We start from the raw sequence: 14,638 nt of genomic DNA on the forward strand, positions 1-14,638 counted from the left end.
TCGTCTTGATCGGGCATTCACCCGATGCAATTGCTAGATGCGAAACGAACCACGGCGCAACAGGGGGCGTCCGTGGTGATGGTGCAGCGAGTGCGTGGTGTTTCGAATCGTCATGCGTCGCATCATGGCATACCGCGGTCCGGAAGAAAAGCGCGCGACCCCGTGTGCGCCGGATTCGATTGGGCCCACGGCGCCGGAAAAATGCCCATTACGTCTGACGATAAACGGTAACAAACGTCGTATTTCGACCAAATGCGAACGAGTGATTCAAACGCTGGCGCCGATTGACTAAGATGCGCAGAAGACGTTCGACAAAAACGCACGGCGCGGGGTGGCCAGATGCAAATGAACGGGTTGATTCCATCGGCATGGATCGATGACGTCTATGCCGCGGCACTGGGCGATCAGCGCTGGGAAACGGTGCTGGACGGGCTGCGATCGTGGGTCGGCGTGCGCATGGTCACGCTGCTGTCGTTCGACGATGCGGCGCGGGTGCCGGCGATCGAGAAGGCGGCGGGTGACGACGCGTCATGGGTCGCCGCGTGTTATCACACGTACAACACCGAGTTCTATCGGTATGACCCGGTCGTGCCGGTCGCCGGCAACTGGCCGGCGGGCCGCTGGTTCGAGGACGTCAGGCACCTGTCCGCGCACCAGCGCGCGCACAGCGAGTTCTACCAGGAGTTCCTTCACCCTTATGGGATCGGCAGCATCTCGGGCCTGTACATCCATCGCGGCGAGGGTTCGGGCGCATTCCTCAGCGTCCAGGGCGGCCTCGAATCGCATGGGCTGTCCGACGATCAGCGCCGCGCGATCGAAAACATGGGCATGCACATCAGCCGCGCGCTGCAGATCCAGGCGCGGATCGGCGAGCTCGAGGCGCGCGTGGCCGCGGCCGAATCGGCGCTCGATGCGATTCCGGTGCCGGTGTTCCTGCTCGGCGCGCAGCGCGAATTGCGCTATACGAATCGCGCGGCCGATCAGCTGATCGCGGCGGAGCCGGCGTTGCGGGTGGTGAACGGGCGTTTCGCGCCGGAAGGCTGCGTCGACGACGTGCAATGGCGGCACGCGTACGCGCGCGGCGGGCTGTTGTTGCGGCGCGCGACGGGCGAACCGTTGCCGCTGGCGTTGATGCCGGTGCCCGAGCAGTCGCGCCTGATGCGCGAGCGGCCGGGCGTCGCGACGCTGATGACGGCCGCCGACCTGCGTTCGCCGTCGGCCCGCGCGCAGCGGCTGCGCGTGTTCTACGGACTGTCGTCGGCAGAGGCCGATCTCGCCGTGCTGCTGTGCTGCGACGGGCTGTCGCCGCAGGAGTGCGCGGGGCTGCGCGGCGTGTCGATCGGCACGATCCGCACGCAGATCAAGTCGATCTACGCGAAGACGGCCGTTGCGCGCGCGGCGCAACTGACGTCGCTGGTCATGCAGACATGACGGCAACGGCAGGCGAGCGCGCCTGTCGCTGCACGCTTTCCCCGTCGTTCTTTCCTTCCTGAATCGCGCCGCCGGCGGCGCGTGCGCATGACATTGCGCCGACGTACATGCGTTGAGATCAGTCATCCTACAACAATGAAAAGCGAAGCGGGCGATCGATTTCCACTGCCAGCCTAAGCAATCAGCCAGCCGCTCGCCGCAACTGCGAACCCGCTTCCGGAAAACGTTTCGCATGGCACCACCTAAACAGAGAATACGATTCCCCGAAATTCGCTGCAAACCCATCGTGGCTGCGGTTCTACGGGTATGCACCAAGTGAGTTAAACGATTAACCGACGTACATTCGCGTCGACACGTCATACGACGTATGACTCTGCGGCCGGTGAGCATGGCGTCGAAGCGTGCGCATGCCGGCCGCTCGCCGCGCGACAACGAGTACAACCATCAAGGAGACTGACGATGAAGCACCGATTCACCCGCTCCCGTACCGCCCTGGCCGTTGCGCTGCTGGCCGGCTTCGCGATGTCCGCCCAGGCGCGCGTGTTCCGCTCGGCGGACGTGCATGGCGACAACTTCCCGACCAACATGGCCGTGAAGTTCATGGGCGACGAAGTGTCGAAGCTGACGGGCGGCAAGGATTCGATCAAGGTGTTCGGCAACAGCGCGCTCGGCTCGGAGAAGGACACGGTCGACCAGGTGCGGATCGGCGCGATCGACATGGCGCGCGTGAACGGTGCGTCGTTCAACGAGATCGTGCCGGAATCGCTGATCCCGTCGTTCCCGTTCCTGTTCCGCGACGTCGATCATTTCCGCAAGGCGATGTACGGCCCGGCCGGCCAGAAGATCCTGGACGCGTTCACCGCGAAGGGGATGATCGCGCTGACGTTCTACGAGAGCGGCGCGCGCTCGATCTACGCGAAGCGCCCGGTGCGCTCGCCGGCCGACATGAAGGGGCTGAAGGTGCGCGTGCAACCGTCCGACCTGATGGTCGACGAGATCAAGGCGATGGGCGGCACGCCGACGCCGATGCCGTTCGCCGAGGTGTACACGGGGCTGAAGACGGGCCTCGTCGACGCGGCTGAAAACAACATGCCGTCGTACGAGGAAACCAAGCACTACGAAGTGGCGCCCGACTACTCGGAGACGCAGCACGCGATGACGCCGGAAGTGCTGGTGTTCTCGAAGAAGGTCTGGGACACGCTGTCGCCGCAGGAGCAGGCGGCGATCAGGAAGGCCGCGGCCGATTCGGTGCCGTACTACCAGAAGCTGTGGACCGCGCGCGAGGCGTCCGCGCAGCAGGCGGTGACGAAGGGCGGCGCGAAGGTCCTGCCGGCCGCGCAGATCGATCGCGCGGCGTTCGTGAAGGCGATGCAGCCGCTGTGGACGAAGTACGAGAAAACGCCGCAGATGAAGCAGATCGTCGACGAGATCGAGGCCACCAAGTGACGCGTCGCACTTCCCTGAACGGCGCCGCGACCGCCGGCGGGGCGGCCGCCGCTCCGGACGGCACGGGGCCGGCGCGGCCGCATGCCGCGCCGCTCCTGCGCTGCGTGAACGACGTGCTGTTCCGCGTGCTGGCGGTGATCGCGTCGGCGTGCCTCGCGGTGCTGACGGTGCTGGTGTTCTACGCGGTCGTGATGCGCTACGTGTTCGAGAACGCGCCGGATTTCGTGGAGCCGATCGCGCTGCTGCTCGTGATCGTGATCGCGATGTTCGGCGCGGCGATGAAGGTGCGCGACGGTGGTCACATCGGCCTCGATTCGCTCGTGCGCCGGCTGCCGCCCGGGTCACGCACGGTGGTGATCGCGATCCAGCACGTGAGCCTGATCGCGTTCGCGATCATGATCATGGCCGGCTGCGGCAGCATGGCCGCCGAGACGATGGGCGACCGCATTCCGATCATCGGGCTGCCCGAAGGCGTGCGCTACCTGATCGCGATGCCGGCCGCGATCGCCATCATCCTCTTCTCGCTCGAGCACCTGCTCGCGCTTCGTCGTTCTTCGCCGGGGCAATAACGCCATGGAACTCGCGATCCTGTCCGTCAGTTTTCTGATTTTCCTCGTGCTCGGCGTGCCCGTGTCGTTCGCGCTCGGCATCGCCTGCGTGCTCACCTATATGGTCGAAGGCCTGCCGATCGCGACCGCGATGCAGGCGATGATCTCGGGGATGAATGCGTTCTCGTTCCTCGCGGTGCCGTTCTTCATCTTCTCCGGCGAACTGATGCTGCACGGCGGCATCGCGGACCGGATCCTGCGCTTCGCGCAGGCGACCGTCGGCCATTTCCGCGGCGGCCTCGGGATGGCGAACGTCGTCGCCTGCACGCTGTTCGGCGGCGTGTCGGGCTCGCCGACCGCCGATACGTCGGCGATGGGCGGCGTGGTGATTCCGCTGATGAAGCGCGAAGGCTACAGCGCCGCATACGCGGTCAACGTGACGACGCACGCGTCGCTCGCCGGCGCGCTGATGCCGACGTCGACCAACATGATCATCTACGCGTTCGCCGCGCAGGGCATCACCGGAACGCTGCACGGCCAGCCGGTGAGTGGCGTGTCGATCGGCGACCTGCTGTTTTCCGGGCTGCTGCCGGTGCTGTGGGTGATGGGCTTCGTGCTCGCCGCCGCGTACTGGCAGGCGGTGCGCCACGGCTACCCGCGTCGCGAAGACGGCTCGTCCGCGCTGCCCGCGTTTCCCGGCTGGTATGCGGTGCTGCGCAGCTTCGTCGGCGCGGTGCCCGGGCTGATGGTGATCGCGATCATCCTCGTGTGCGTCGCGAAGGGGATCGCGACCGCGACCGAAGCCGCCGCGATCGCCGTCGTGTACTCGCTCGTGCTGACCGCGGTCGTGTACCGCACGCTGACGGCCGAGAAGCTGCGCCGCGCGCTGTCGCATGCGGCGCGCACGACGGGGGTCGTGCTGCTGCTGATCGCGGTGTCCAACATGCTGCGCTTCCAGATGTCGTACCTGGAGATTCCGGATGCGATCGAGGGGCTGCTGAAGCAGTCGACCGCCGCGCCGTGGCTGATGCTGCTGTACATCAACATCATCCAGGTGTTCCTCGGCACGTTCGTCGACATGGCCGCGCACATCCTGATCACGACGCCGCTGTTCCTGCCGATTGCGATGGCGTGCGGTGTCGGGCCGGTGCAGTTCGGGATCATGCTGCTGCTGAACTGCTCGCTCGGCCTCGTGCATCCGCCGATCGGCTCGGTGCAGTTCGTCGGCTGCGCGATCGGCAACGTGTCGATCGGGGAGACGACGAAGATGGCGTGGCCGTATTACCTCGCGATCTTCAGTGCGATCAACATCGTCACTTACATGCCGTTCTTCTCGACCTGGCTGCCCAGCGTGATCAGCGGGCACGCGGTGTTCTGACCGGATGCGTTGCCTGACGCGGCGCCGGACGACCGAGGTTGTCCGGCGCCGCGTTCGTTTGCGTGGCGCCCTTTCAATTCAACGGAATGCACATGCCCGCTCAATCCTGCCGCGTATCCGGCTCGCCGTTTCCATCGGCCGACCGTTCGTCGCGCCGGTCCGCCAGCTCGCGCCACAGCGCCGGGCGCGCATGATTGCGGGGCGGCAGCGGAATCACGTAGGCCACGCCTCGCACGTTGATCACGGCCCCCGAGTCGGGCAGCGTGGCCGGAATGCCGGAGAGCGGCGGGTCGGTACCCGGTTCGGAATCCGTACCCGGGCCCAGGCCGGACGGGTGTCGAAGCATCATGCAAATTCTCCCTGGCGCCGCGAAACGGCGCATCAATAACGGACCCGCCCGATCAACCCCAACGGATCGACGGCGTGCTGGACGGCGGCGGCGAGTTCCCGTTGCGCGGCCGGCACGTGCTTGCGGTAATACGCGACGTTGACCGGCCCGACCCCATGCTCCGCGCTGAAGCAGCCGCCGGCCCGCACGACGCGCTCGTACAGCGCGCCGCGCAGCGCCACTTGCTGCAGCGGCCCGTAGCGTTCCGCATCGGCGTGGGGAATCGACACGACGAGATGGCAGCCGCCGTCGCCGAAATGACCGAACGCGTGACAGCGCAGCGACGGATGCGCCGCCGCGATCCATTGCTCGGCATCGGCGACGAATGCGGCCAGCGCGCCGCGCGGAAACGACACGTCGAACGACAGCGGAATGCCGTGCTGCGCAACCGCAACCGGCAGTGCATCGCGGATCCGCCAGAACCGTTCGGCCGGCGCGCAGGCCGCGTCGAGCACCACGCGTTCACCCGCCAGCGTGTCGAGCGTCGCAATCGCGCGATTCTCGAGCAGCCCGTCGAGCCCCGGCATGCCGGTCGCGATCTCGACGAGGGCATAGCATGCGGCGGCATCCGCTTCAAACGGAATGCGCAGCGCAGGAAACGCGGCGGCGACGCAACCGACGGCCGCGGCCGACATGAATTCGAACGCCGACAGCATCTCGCCGAACGCGCGCTCGAACGCGAGCAGGCCGGCGAGCGCCGCGTCGTACGACGCAAACGCGACGAACGCGGCACACGACGACCGTTCGAGCGGCGCGAGCGCGAACGACACGGCCGTCACGAGCCCGTGGGCGCCGTTCGCGCCGATGAAGCATTGCGTGACGTCGAAGCCCGCGTTGCGCTTGCGCAGCGGCGCGAGCGCGTCGATCACGGTGCCCGCCGCGTCGGCGAGCACGACTTCGACGCCGAGCACGTTGCGGCGCACGTCGCCGTACTTGATCAGCCGGCTGCCGCCCGCGTTGGCGCCGACGAGGCCGCCGGCCGCCGGATCGCTGCCGAGGTCGATCGGCAGGCAGAGGCCGGCGTCGGCCGCCACGCGGTTGATGTCGGACAGCCGCGCGCCGGCCTCGACCGTGATGCTGCGATTCGCCGCGTCGAACGCGCGAACGGCGCGCATCCGGTCGAACGACACCACGCATTGCGTGCCGCTGCGATCGGGCACGGCGGCGCCGACGAGCCCGGTCCGTGCCCCCTGCGCGACGAGCGCGACACGGTGCGCGACGGCGACCCGCGCGAGCGCGCTCGTGTCGGCGGTCGACGCCGGCCGCGCGACACCGAGCGCGAGGCCGCCGTGTCGCGTCACGTCCGTCGCGTACGGCTCGCAGGCTTCGGCCGACGCACCGTCGAGCCAGCCGTCGCCGAGCGTCGCGGCGAGCGCGTGCCGTTGCGCGGCACGGTCGGGCAGCGCGCTCATCGTCAGCCGGCCCGCACGAGCTGCTTGCGCAGGCGGCCGCGCACGACGACCAGCGCGATCAGCGGCACGACGCCGCCCCACAGCGGGCTGTGGCGCATCGCGATCGACACCGCGAGCGCGACGACGGTGACGGCGAGCAGCACGATCGACAGCGAACGGGCGCGCGCATGGTCGACGAACGTGCCGTCGACGAATCCGCCGTCCGACCACGCGGTATGCACGATGCCGACGACCAGCACGCAGACGAGCATCGCGGCCGGCCCGAGTTCTTCTCCCCACAAACGGCTACCTGTCGGCGACACGAGCGCCAGCACCGCGCCGATCACGAGGAACAGGTCGACGCCGATCGCGATGCTGTTGCGGTCCGCGCGGCGGATCAGCCATGCGCCGTGCACGAGCGCGAGCACGCCGCCGATCAGGAACGCGTGCGTCCAGCGCACGTCCGGCTGTCCGGGCCCGAGCCGGCCGTAGAACAGGAACACGATCGCCGGCAGGAAGTTGCTCGCGTGCAGCAGGTAGTCGGTGATGGGATTGCTCGATTTCATCGGGAGATTCTCCTTCGTCGAAACGTCGAAACGATGGGCGACGCGTCATGCGTCATACGTCGTGCCAGCGGAACAGTCGCGCGGCGGCGAACAGGAACAGCGCCGTGCTCGCGGTCATGCCGAGCAGTTGCGGCGCGAGCTGCGCGTACGGGGCGCCGTCGACCAGCGCGCCGCGCAGCGCGACGGCGAACTGGTTGGTCGGCAGGAACGCGAGTACCGCCTTGAGCCAGGCCGGTGCGTCGTGCATCGGGATCGTGAGGTCGCTGAAAAACAGCAGCGGGTAGTAGGTGACGTTGCACGCGAGTTCGGCGGCCGCGAGCGACCGCGTGCGGCTCGCGAGCAGCACGCCGATGCTGAGCACCATCGCCGCGCCGAGCAGCACGATCGGCAATGCACGCAGCCCGTCCGGCGTCGCGATCGGCAGCGCGATGCCGAACGCGACGCGTGCGACCGTCAGCAGCACGAGCGCCGACAGCGCCATCATCACCATCCGCGCGACGATCAGCGCGGCGAGGAACACGCCGCGCGAGACCGGGAAGCACACGTAGAGCTTGAAGGTATTGCGTTCGCGCAGCGACGCGATCGCGGTGGTCGTCGAGTTCAGGCCGATCGCCATGAACGCCATCACGAGAATGCCGGTCGCGAAGAACGCGCCATAGTCGAACGGTCGCCGCGCCGGTGCCGCGTTCTCGAAGCGCGCCTGTGCGGCCGGCAACCCGAGCCGCTGCGCGGCGCAGCGGGCGAGCGCGATCTCGACGACGCGCGACGCGGCCTTGACCGCGAGCGAGCCGTTGAAGTCGTAGCGGATCGTCGCCGGCGTGCGCTCGTCGGCGCCGAGCACGACGGTCACGCGATCGGCGGCCGCGCCGCGCCCGCCGAAGGTCGCCTTCACCGTGTCGCTGTGCGTGAGGCTGGCGACGATCTGCGCTTCGCATGCGCGGCTGTACGGGGTCGCGCCGCCGGGCACGTCGAACGCGATGTCGGCGGTGCCGAGCGACCCCGATCCGCCGAACGCGAACAGCATCACGCTCAGCAGGAACACCGGGAACACGAGCGTCCAGAACAGCGACGAGCGGCTGCGCAGATAACCGAGCAGCTCGTTGCGCACGAGAATCAGGAACACCTTAGTCATGGACGGGGCCCTCGGTACAGAGGCGCAGCAGGTCGCCCGGCGTGCTCGGCGCGAGCGCGAGATGCTGGATGCCCTGTTCGCCGACGATGCGGTGCACGTTCGGATGCAGCGTCGCATCGCCGAACACCTCGACGACGTGCGCGGCCGACACGCGCACGCCGGTCACGCCCGGCAGCGCCGCGAGCCGCTTGCGCAGCGCGCGCGCGTCGGCTTCGTCGCGGCAATGCAGGACCGCGCGCGCTTCGCCGACGAGCTCGGCGCGCAGCGCGTCCTTGTCGCCCTGGTAGCGCACGCCGCCGTCGCGCACCCAGACGAGATCATCGACGACGGCAAGCTCCTCCTCGGCGTGGCAGATCATCGCGACGCTCGTGCCGCGCGCGCGGTGACGCAGCAGGTCGATCACGACGCCCGCATAACGACGGTCGAGGCCGGTGAACGGTTCGTCGAGCACGGCGAGTTCGGGGCGGTGCGCGAGCGCCACGTAGAGATCCACGCGCTGGCGCTGCCCCTTCGACAGCGCGCGGCACGGCTTGTCGAGCAATTCGGCGATGCCGAGCGCCTCGGTGACCGCGGCGTCCGCATGCACGTACATCGCGCGGTGCAGCGCGACGATCTCCGACACGCGGAGATGGTCGGGATACTCGACCTTCTGCAGCTGCGCGCCGAGCCGCCGCAGCGACGGCGTGTCGCGCATGAAGCGCGCGGCCGGCACGTCGAGCACGCGCACGTCGGTGCCGCCGCGCCGGAAGCCGAGCAGCGTTTCGAGCAGCGTGGTCTTGCCGGAGCCGTTCGGCCCGACGATCGCCGTGACCGCGCCGAGCCGGAACCGCACGTGCCGCGCGGAGAAACGGAAATCGCCGGCCGCGACGTCGATCGCGCGCGCGCCGAGCGCCGCGCCCGGCGCGTGCGCATCGGGCAGCGGCTGCGAGGCCGTGCGCAGCGGCCGGTCGAACGCGGTGTGCGGGCCGAACAGCGCGCGCACGGAGGCGAGGAACGAATCGCTCATCGTCGGCTTCCTGTCAGTCGAACAGCATGACCTGCGTGTCGCGCGCGCCCCGGTACGGGTTGCGGCCGTGCGCGACCAGCATGTTGTCGACGACGAGCACGTCGCCGGCCTGCCACGGGAATGCGAGCTCCTCTTCGTCGAGCGCATCGTAGATCGCGACGAGATCGTCGAACGGCATCGGCGAGCCGTCGCCGTAGCGGATCTCGTACGGGAACGCGGCGCGCGCGCCGTACATGCGCTGCAGGTAGCGGTAGCTGAGCTCGCCCATCGAGCGCGGGTTCGGGTGCTGCGCGCTGGCCTGGTTGAACCAGACGGTTTCGCCGGTGCGCGGATGCGCGCGCAGCGCGCTGCCGACGTGCGACACGGTCACGCTGCCGTCGTCGAGCCAGCGGCAGCCGACGCCGCGTTCCGCGCACAGTCGCTCGACCTCGTCGCGGTCGCGCGTGCCGAACGCGTCGTGCCACGGCCGGTGGTATTCGGCGAACGGCAGGTTCGGGTTGGCGGCGAGGCCGTCCGCGCGATCGCCGGGCGCCGCGAAGTTGCGCAGGTACATCACGCCGCGCGCGGCGAACCGTTCGCGCAGCGCGGCCGGCACGCGCGCCGTCACGCGCCGCATGTCGCAGATCGGCGTTTCGCCGCCCGCATCGGCCGGCTGCCGGCAATAGAACGCGACGAGGCGCGGGAACGTGGGCATGTAGGCCATCTCCTGGTGCAGCCCGATCTTGAACGGCGGCGGCATGCGGGTCGATTCGTACACCTGGCCGTCGATCTGCTTGCGCGGCGCTGCGCCCGCCGTGTAACCGTTCGCGTGCGCCGGATACAACGCGCCGAGGCGGCCGAACGCGGCGGTGTCGGGCACCGCGAAACCGCGCCACAGCAGCGCGCCGCACGCGTCGAGCAGCGTGTCGATCGTGTCGAGCCGCGAGCGGTACCACGCGACGAACATCTCCGGCGAGGTCGCGAGCTCGGCGCTGCGCGGCGTCACGCACAGCGGCAGCGTCGCGCCGGGCGCGACCGCCGCGCAGTGCACGTCGTCGGCGCCGAGCCGCACGGCGGCGTGCGCGGCGAGAAAGGCGAGGTCGGTCATCGCTCAGGCCAGCGCCGGTTTCTTCAGCAGGATCTCGAAGCCGAGCGCGCCGAGCCCGGCGCTCGGGCTGTAGATCGACGCGACGTCCGCGAGGCCGGCTTCGGCGACGAGCGCATGCGCTTCGTCGAGCGTGATCTTTTCCTCGACGTGGGTCGGCGGATAGTCGGCGGCGGCGCGCATCTCGGTGAAGCGGTCGAGCAGGTGCTGCGGCGCGTCGCGGCGCATGTCGTGCACGAGCGCGATGCCGCCCGGCTCCAGCACGCGATACATCTCGGTCAGGCTGAGCGCCTTGTCGGGCAGGTGGTGCAGCGTCGCGCGGCCGACGGCCATCGTCAGCGTGCCGTCGTCGAACGGCAGCGCGAGCGCGTCGCCGACGCGCATCTCGATCGTGTCGTCGAGATCGAGTTCGCGGATGCGCGGGCGGCCTTCGTCGAGCATCGCCGGATCGAGGTCGATGCCGACGTAGCGCCAGCCGCGCATCGCCGGGTCGGTGGCGAGTCGCACCGGCACGACGCCGGTGGCCGTGCCGATGTCGGCGATCACGCCGGGCGTCATCCCGCGCGCGAGCTGGCGGATGCGGCTGATGAACAGCAGGTCCCACGGTTCGAGCGTTTCGGTGGCGAAGCGATCGTAGTCGTTCGCCGGGCGCAGGTTCTTGAGCAGCATGACGTTCCTTTTGCTGAATGGTGCCGATGGATGAAGGTTCACAACCAGCCGACCGGCACGGCGGCCAGCAGCCGTCGCGCGGTCGCGCTGTTGACGCCGAAGGCCGGGCGTCGCCGGCGCTCGACCGCATGCGCGGCCATCGCCGCGATGCGCGCGCCGAGCCCGACACCGACGCCCCACGACGGCGCGGCGACACCGAGTTCGAGCAGCGTCGCGGCCGTCAGGAAATCGATGTTCGGCCGCAACGCGCGGCGGGCGTCGGCCTGCGCGCAGCACGCGTCGAACAGCGTCACGTACGCGCCGTCGAAGCCGTGCGCGGCGAACAGGCCGCGCATGTGCGGCGGACGCGGATCGGCGACGAACAGCGGATGGCCGAAGCCGTACAGCGTGTGTTTCGCGTCGAGCGCCGCATCGATCGCCGCGCGGCCGGCGGCGTCGAGCGCGGCGGCCGGTGCGTCGATGCCGCCGGGGACCGAGCGTGCGAGCGCGGCGAGCCAGTGCATCGCTTCGAGTGCCGCGCCGACGTGCGACGGGCCGCTCGCGAGGAAACCGGACGCGATCGCCTGCGTGAGCGTGACGCCGGTGCCGATCGCGACGCGCGGCGCGAGCACGGTCGGCGTGATGTAGCCGAAGCCGGCGTGCCACGCGACGAGCAGCATGTCCATTGCCGCTTGAGCCTGCGCATCGTGGCGTGTCGCGCCGGTCAGCACGAGCATGCGTTGCGCTTGCGTCGCGGCGGTATCGAGCGAAGCGCCGCCGTCGGTGCCGGCCGCAAACGGACGGCCTTCGATCGCCGCGTGCAGCAGGAACGGCGCGGCGGCCGCGCACAGCAGCATCGTGTCGAGATCGGCGTCGTCCGGCGCGTTGCCGGGCATGCGTGCCGTCACGTCGTCGAAGCCGCGCAACAGGCCGGACGCGGCCGCGAACACCGGCGCGACACCCGCCGCGCCGAGATCCGCGGCGACGGACTGCGCGGCCGAGCCGGGCGCCAGTGCCGCGGCGAACGCCGCGAGCCGCGTGCGGATCGCCGCCTCGTGCTTGCCATGAGCCGCGTTGCCCGGCGCGACGTCGAACCACAGGTGCGCGAGCGCGCCTTCGAACGTCGTCGCGCCGATCAGCGCGTTCAGGTCGAGATCGCGCACGCGCAGCGCCTCGGGCTCGAGCGTCGCGCCGTCGATGTCGGTACCGCGATGGCGCGTTGCGGGGCGGCCGAGCAGGTTGCGCGGGGCGTCGCCGGTCGAGGCGACCGGCGCGTTCGTGCCAGTCGAAACGTTCGTGCCGGAATCGAGTGTCGTGTCCATGTCATTCCGCCTGCGCGAGTTCTTCGCTGCTGACGCTGATCGCCGCGTGCGCCATCGCGGCGATCACGGCCGCGTGCTGGTCGACCACGGGCAGCACGTTCGCGAAGTAGTAGCGCGCGCTTTTCAGCTTGCCGCGATAGAACGCGAGTTCGGCCGGCGTGTCGGCCGTGTCCGGCGCGTCGAGCCGGCGCGCGGCGATCGTCGCCGATTCGAGCAGCACCCACGCCGACGTGACGACGCCGAACATCTCGAGAAAACGCGTATAGAACTGGCTGCTGCGGTGCGTATGACCGTCCTGCACGTCGCGCGCGATGTCGTCGAGCGCGGCGGCGATCCGGTCGGCGCCCGTGCGCAGCGCGTCGAACAGCGGGCGCAGCTCCGCATGCGTGCCCGTGTGATGCTGGCGCGCGAGGAACACGTCGAGTTCGTCGCGGTAGTACTGGATCAGCCGCGAATGGCGGCCGAAGCCGAGCTTGTCGCGCACGAGGTCCTGCGCCTGGATGTAGTTCGTGCCTTCCCAGATCGACAGGATCTTCACGTCGCGCGCGTTCTGCTCGACGGGGCTCGCGTCGGTGTAGCCGAGCCCGCCGTGCACCTGGATCGCGGTTTCGCAGATCCGCCATGCCTGGTCGGAGATGAACGCCTTGCAGACCGGCGTCAGCAGCAGTTGCAGCTTGCGATGGCGCTCGATCTCGGCCGGGTCGGCGTCGGGTGTCGCTTCGAGCATCGCCGCGCGCGTGGCGGTCGCGGCGAGCTTGCCGAGCAGGCCGCGGCAGCCGTCGACGCGGCTCTTCATGTCGACCAGCATGCGCTGCACGTCCGCGTGCTCGACGATCGCGACGCGCGCGGCATTCGTGTTCGACGCGCGCTCGATCGGCCGGCCCTGCAGCCGGCGGCCCGCATACTCGACCGCGTGCAGGTACGCGCTCGACGCGACGCCGACGCCGAACATCCCGGTACTCATCCGCGCCTGGTTCATCAGCGGCATCAGCTGCAGCAGGCCGACGTTGCGCCGGCCGCCGAGCAGCCAGCCGCGGGTCGTGCCGTTCGCGCCGAACACCAGGTGCGTGTTCGCGCAGCCCTTGAGCCCCATCTTGCGCGGCAGGCCGATGCAGTCGACATGGTTCGGCTGCAGCTCGCCGGTTTCCTCGTCCGGCCAGAAGCGCGGCACGACGAGGCACGATAGCGAGAAGGAATCGGGCGACGCCGTGTCGATGCGGCCGAGCACGAAATACAGCGTGTTCTCGGTCAGCTCGTGCATGCCGGCCGAGATGTAGACCTTCTCGCCGTCGATCGCGTAGATGTCGCGTTCGAGCGGCGTCGCGCGCAACGCGACCGCGGTGAGGTCGGTGCCGGCCTGCGGCTCGGTCGCGCAGAAGCACGCATCCCAACGGTACGCCTCGAGCGGCGCGATCAGCGCCTTCTGGTGCGGCGTGCCGTGCATCTGCAGCAGCTTGATCGCGGGGCGCGTGAAGCCGCCGTACGTCATGAACGAGGGGTTCGCGCCCATGAACATCTCGTAGATCATCTGCGTGACGATCGGCGGCAGCCCGTGCGTGGTGCCGAACAGCGTGTTCGACCATTCGTCGCGAAACCGCGCCCACAACGCGTGGAAATGCGACGGAATGCGCACCTGGCCGTCGTCGAGCAGCGTGCAGCCTTCGACGTCGGCCTGCTGGTAGCTGCGGCCGAGGTCGAGCGCGAAGTCGCGCGCGCGTTCGAGCAGCGCGTCGATCGATGCGCGGTCATGGGTGCCGTACAGGCCGTGTTCCGCCAGGAACTGCTTGTCGGCTTCGAACAGTTCCCACAGAAAGAAGCGCAGTTCGCGCAGGCTGACCTTGTAGGCGCTCATCATGCGTCTCCTTCGATATCGAGTGCGGCATCGAGGCCGCCGGCGAGGTCGACGACGGCCGCCGCCGCCGCGCCATGCAGTGCCGCATCCCACACGAGCACCGTGCGGCGCTCGCCTTCGTCGAGCGCACCGGCGAGCCGGATCAGCGCGGCCGCCGATTCGGCCGACGACAGGTGGCCCGAGCCGTCGTGCTGAATCCTCGCGCCGACCGGGATCGACGCGGCGTCGGCCACGCGCGCCGCGAAGCCGGGATCGAAGCCGGGAGGCACGCACCAGTCGATCTGATCGGCGCGCAGCCCGGCCATGTCGAGCGCGCGGCGGATCGCGCGCGCGGCGACCGGCGCGAGCGTGTCGCGCAGCGCGCCCGGCGCGTCGGCCCACGGATCGGCGATCGACGGCCCGAACTCGAGCGCGACGGACCGCACGCCGCCCCAGTCGGCCGGCTC

The 14,638-nt window shown here is 69.5% G+C and carries 13 protein-coding genes and 1 pseudogene; 4 read left to right on the forward strand and 10 right to left on the reverse strand.

What is annotated here, in order from left to right:
* Positions 1–345 precede the first annotated feature (345 nt).
* From L810_RS20870 to L810_RS20885, 4 genes are all read left to right on the forward strand, one after another.
* Entirely contained in the window at positions 346–1,431 is a 1,086-nt protein-coding gene (locus tag L810_RS20870; protein WP_230953809.1) for a helix-turn-helix transcriptional regulator, read from the forward strand.
* A gap of 459 nt (positions 1,432–1,890) precedes the next feature.
* Complete coding sequence (locus L810_RS20875; RefSeq protein WP_021160277.1) at positions 1,891–2,877, forward strand: TRAP transporter substrate-binding protein; 987 nt, start codon at positions 1,891–1,893, stop codon at positions 2,875–2,877.
* Positions 2,874–3,446 (forward strand): TRAP transporter small permease, encoded by a 573-nt coding sequence (locus tag L810_RS20880; protein WP_021160278.1) that lies wholly within the window; start codon positions 2,874–2,876, stop codon positions 3,444–3,446. Before L810_RS20875 ends, L810_RS20880 begins: the two co-directional genes overlap by 4 nt.
* 4 nt (positions 3,447–3,450) lie before the next feature.
* Positions 3,451–4,803 (forward strand): TRAP transporter large permease, encoded by a 1,353-nt coding sequence (locus tag L810_RS20885; RefSeq protein ID WP_021160279.1) that lies wholly within the window; start codon positions 3,451–3,453, stop codon positions 4,801–4,803.
* A gap of 100 nt (positions 4,804–4,903) precedes the next feature.
* Here the strand turns inward: L810_RS20885 and L810_RS20890 are convergent, their stop codons facing one another.
* The 10 genes and pseudogenes from L810_RS20890 to L810_RS20935 all read right to left on the reverse strand — a co-directional run.
* Complete coding sequence (locus L810_RS20890; protein ID WP_021160280.1) at positions 4,904–5,152, reverse strand: hypothetical protein; 249 nt, start codon at positions 5,150–5,152, stop codon at positions 4,904–4,906.
* Between the two features lie 32 nt (positions 5,153–5,184).
* Positions 5,185–6,603 (reverse strand): FAD-binding oxidoreductase, encoded by a 1,419-nt coding sequence (locus L810_RS20895; protein WP_021160281.1) that lies wholly within the window; start codon positions 6,601–6,603, stop codon positions 5,185–5,187.
* Between the two features lie 2 nt (positions 6,604–6,605).
* Positions 6,606–7,148 carry a hypothetical protein gene (locus L810_RS20900; protein WP_021160282.1) on the reverse strand — a complete coding sequence of 181 codons (543 nt, stop codon included), beginning with the start codon at positions 7,146–7,148 and terminating at the stop codon, positions 6,606–6,608.
* Between the two features lie 52 nt (positions 7,149–7,200).
* Positions 7,201–8,280, reverse strand: coding sequence for an ABC transporter permease (locus L810_RS20905; protein ID WP_042975553.1), 1,080 nt, complete (start codon positions 8,278–8,280; stop codon positions 7,201–7,203).
* Positions 8,273–9,286, reverse strand: coding sequence for an ATP-binding cassette domain-containing protein (locus L810_RS20910; RefSeq protein ID WP_021160284.1), 1,014 nt, complete (start codon positions 9,284–9,286; stop codon positions 8,273–8,275). The genes L810_RS20905 and L810_RS20910 overlap by 8 nt, the downstream gene beginning before the upstream one ends.
* A 13-nt stretch (positions 9,287–9,299) precedes the next feature.
* Positions 9,300–10,373, reverse strand: a complete 1,074-nt coding sequence (locus tag L810_RS20915) for a TauD/TfdA family dioxygenase (protein WP_021160285.1) — start codon at positions 10,371–10,373, stop codon at positions 9,300–9,302.
* 3 nt (positions 10,374–10,376) lie between these two features.
* Complete coding sequence (locus tag L810_RS20920) at positions 10,377–11,039, reverse strand: class I SAM-dependent methyltransferase (RefSeq protein ID WP_021160286.1); 663 nt, start codon at positions 11,037–11,039, stop codon at positions 10,377–10,379.
* Between the two features lie 38 nt (positions 11,040–11,077).
* Positions 11,078–12,340: a citrate/2-methylcitrate synthase gene (locus L810_RS20925; RefSeq protein ID WP_021160287.1), complete on the reverse strand. Its 1,263-nt coding sequence runs from the start codon at positions 12,338–12,340 to the stop codon at positions 11,078–11,080.
* Position 12,341: 1 nt separating this feature from the next.
* A complete protein-coding gene (locus L810_RS20930) occupies positions 12,342–14,192 on the reverse strand; it encodes an acyl-CoA dehydrogenase (RefSeq protein WP_042975555.1) in 1,851 nt (616 codons plus the stop codon).
* Positions 14,192–14,638: pseudogene (locus tag L810_RS20935) on the reverse strand (hypothetical protein); the annotation flags it as partial. The gene L810_RS20930 and the pseudogene L810_RS20935, both read right to left, overlap by 1 nt.

Origin of the sequence: Burkholderia sp. AU4i (assembly GCF_000466765.1) — a bacterium.
GTDB classification, from domain to species: domain Bacteria; phylum Pseudomonadota; class Gammaproteobacteria; order Burkholderiales; family Burkholderiaceae; genus Burkholderia; species Burkholderia cepacia.

Coding starts and splice junctions, on each gene's coding strand:
- L810_RS20910 (WP_021160284.1), bottom strand. CDS start 9,286: ATGAGCGATTCGTTCCTCGCCTCCGTGCGCGCGCTGTTCGGCCCGCAC.
- L810_RS20915 (WP_021160285.1), bottom strand. CDS start 10,373: ATGACCGACCTCGCCTTTCTCGCCGCGCACGCCGCCGTGCGGCTCGGC.
- L810_RS20930 (WP_042975555.1), bottom strand. CDS start 14,192: ATGAGCGCCTACAAGGTCAGCCTGCGCGAACTGCGCTTCTTTCTGTGG.
- L810_RS20890 (WP_021160280.1), bottom strand. CDS start 5,152: ATGATGCTTCGACACCCGTCCGGCCTGGGCCCGGGTACGGATTCCGAA.
- L810_RS20920 (WP_021160286.1), bottom strand. CDS start 11,039: ATGCTGCTCAAGAACCTGCGCCCGGCGAACGACTACGATCGCTTCGCC.
- L810_RS20900 (WP_021160282.1), bottom strand. CDS start 7,148: ATGAAATCGAGCAATCCCATCACCGACTACCTGCTGCACGCGAGCAAC.
- L810_RS20905 (WP_042975553.1), bottom strand. CDS start 8,280: ATGACTAAGGTGTTCCTGATTCTCGTGCGCAACGAGCTGCTCGGTTAT.
- L810_RS20925 (WP_021160287.1), bottom strand. CDS start 12,340: ATGGACACGACACTCGATTCCGGCACGAACGTTTCGACTGGCACGAAC.
- L810_RS20875 (WP_021160277.1), top strand. CDS start 1,891: ATGAAGCACCGATTCACCCGCTCCCGTACCGCCCTGGCCGTTGCGCTG.
- L810_RS20870 (WP_230953809.1), top strand. CDS start 346: ATGAACGGGTTGATTCCATCGGCATGGATCGATGACGTCTATGCCGCG.
- L810_RS20895 (WP_021160281.1), bottom strand. CDS start 6,603: ATGAGCGCGCTGCCCGACCGTGCCGCGCAACGGCACGCGCTCGCCGCG.
- L810_RS20885 (WP_021160279.1), top strand. CDS start 3,451: ATGGAACTCGCGATCCTGTCCGTCAGTTTTCTGATTTTCCTCGTGCTC.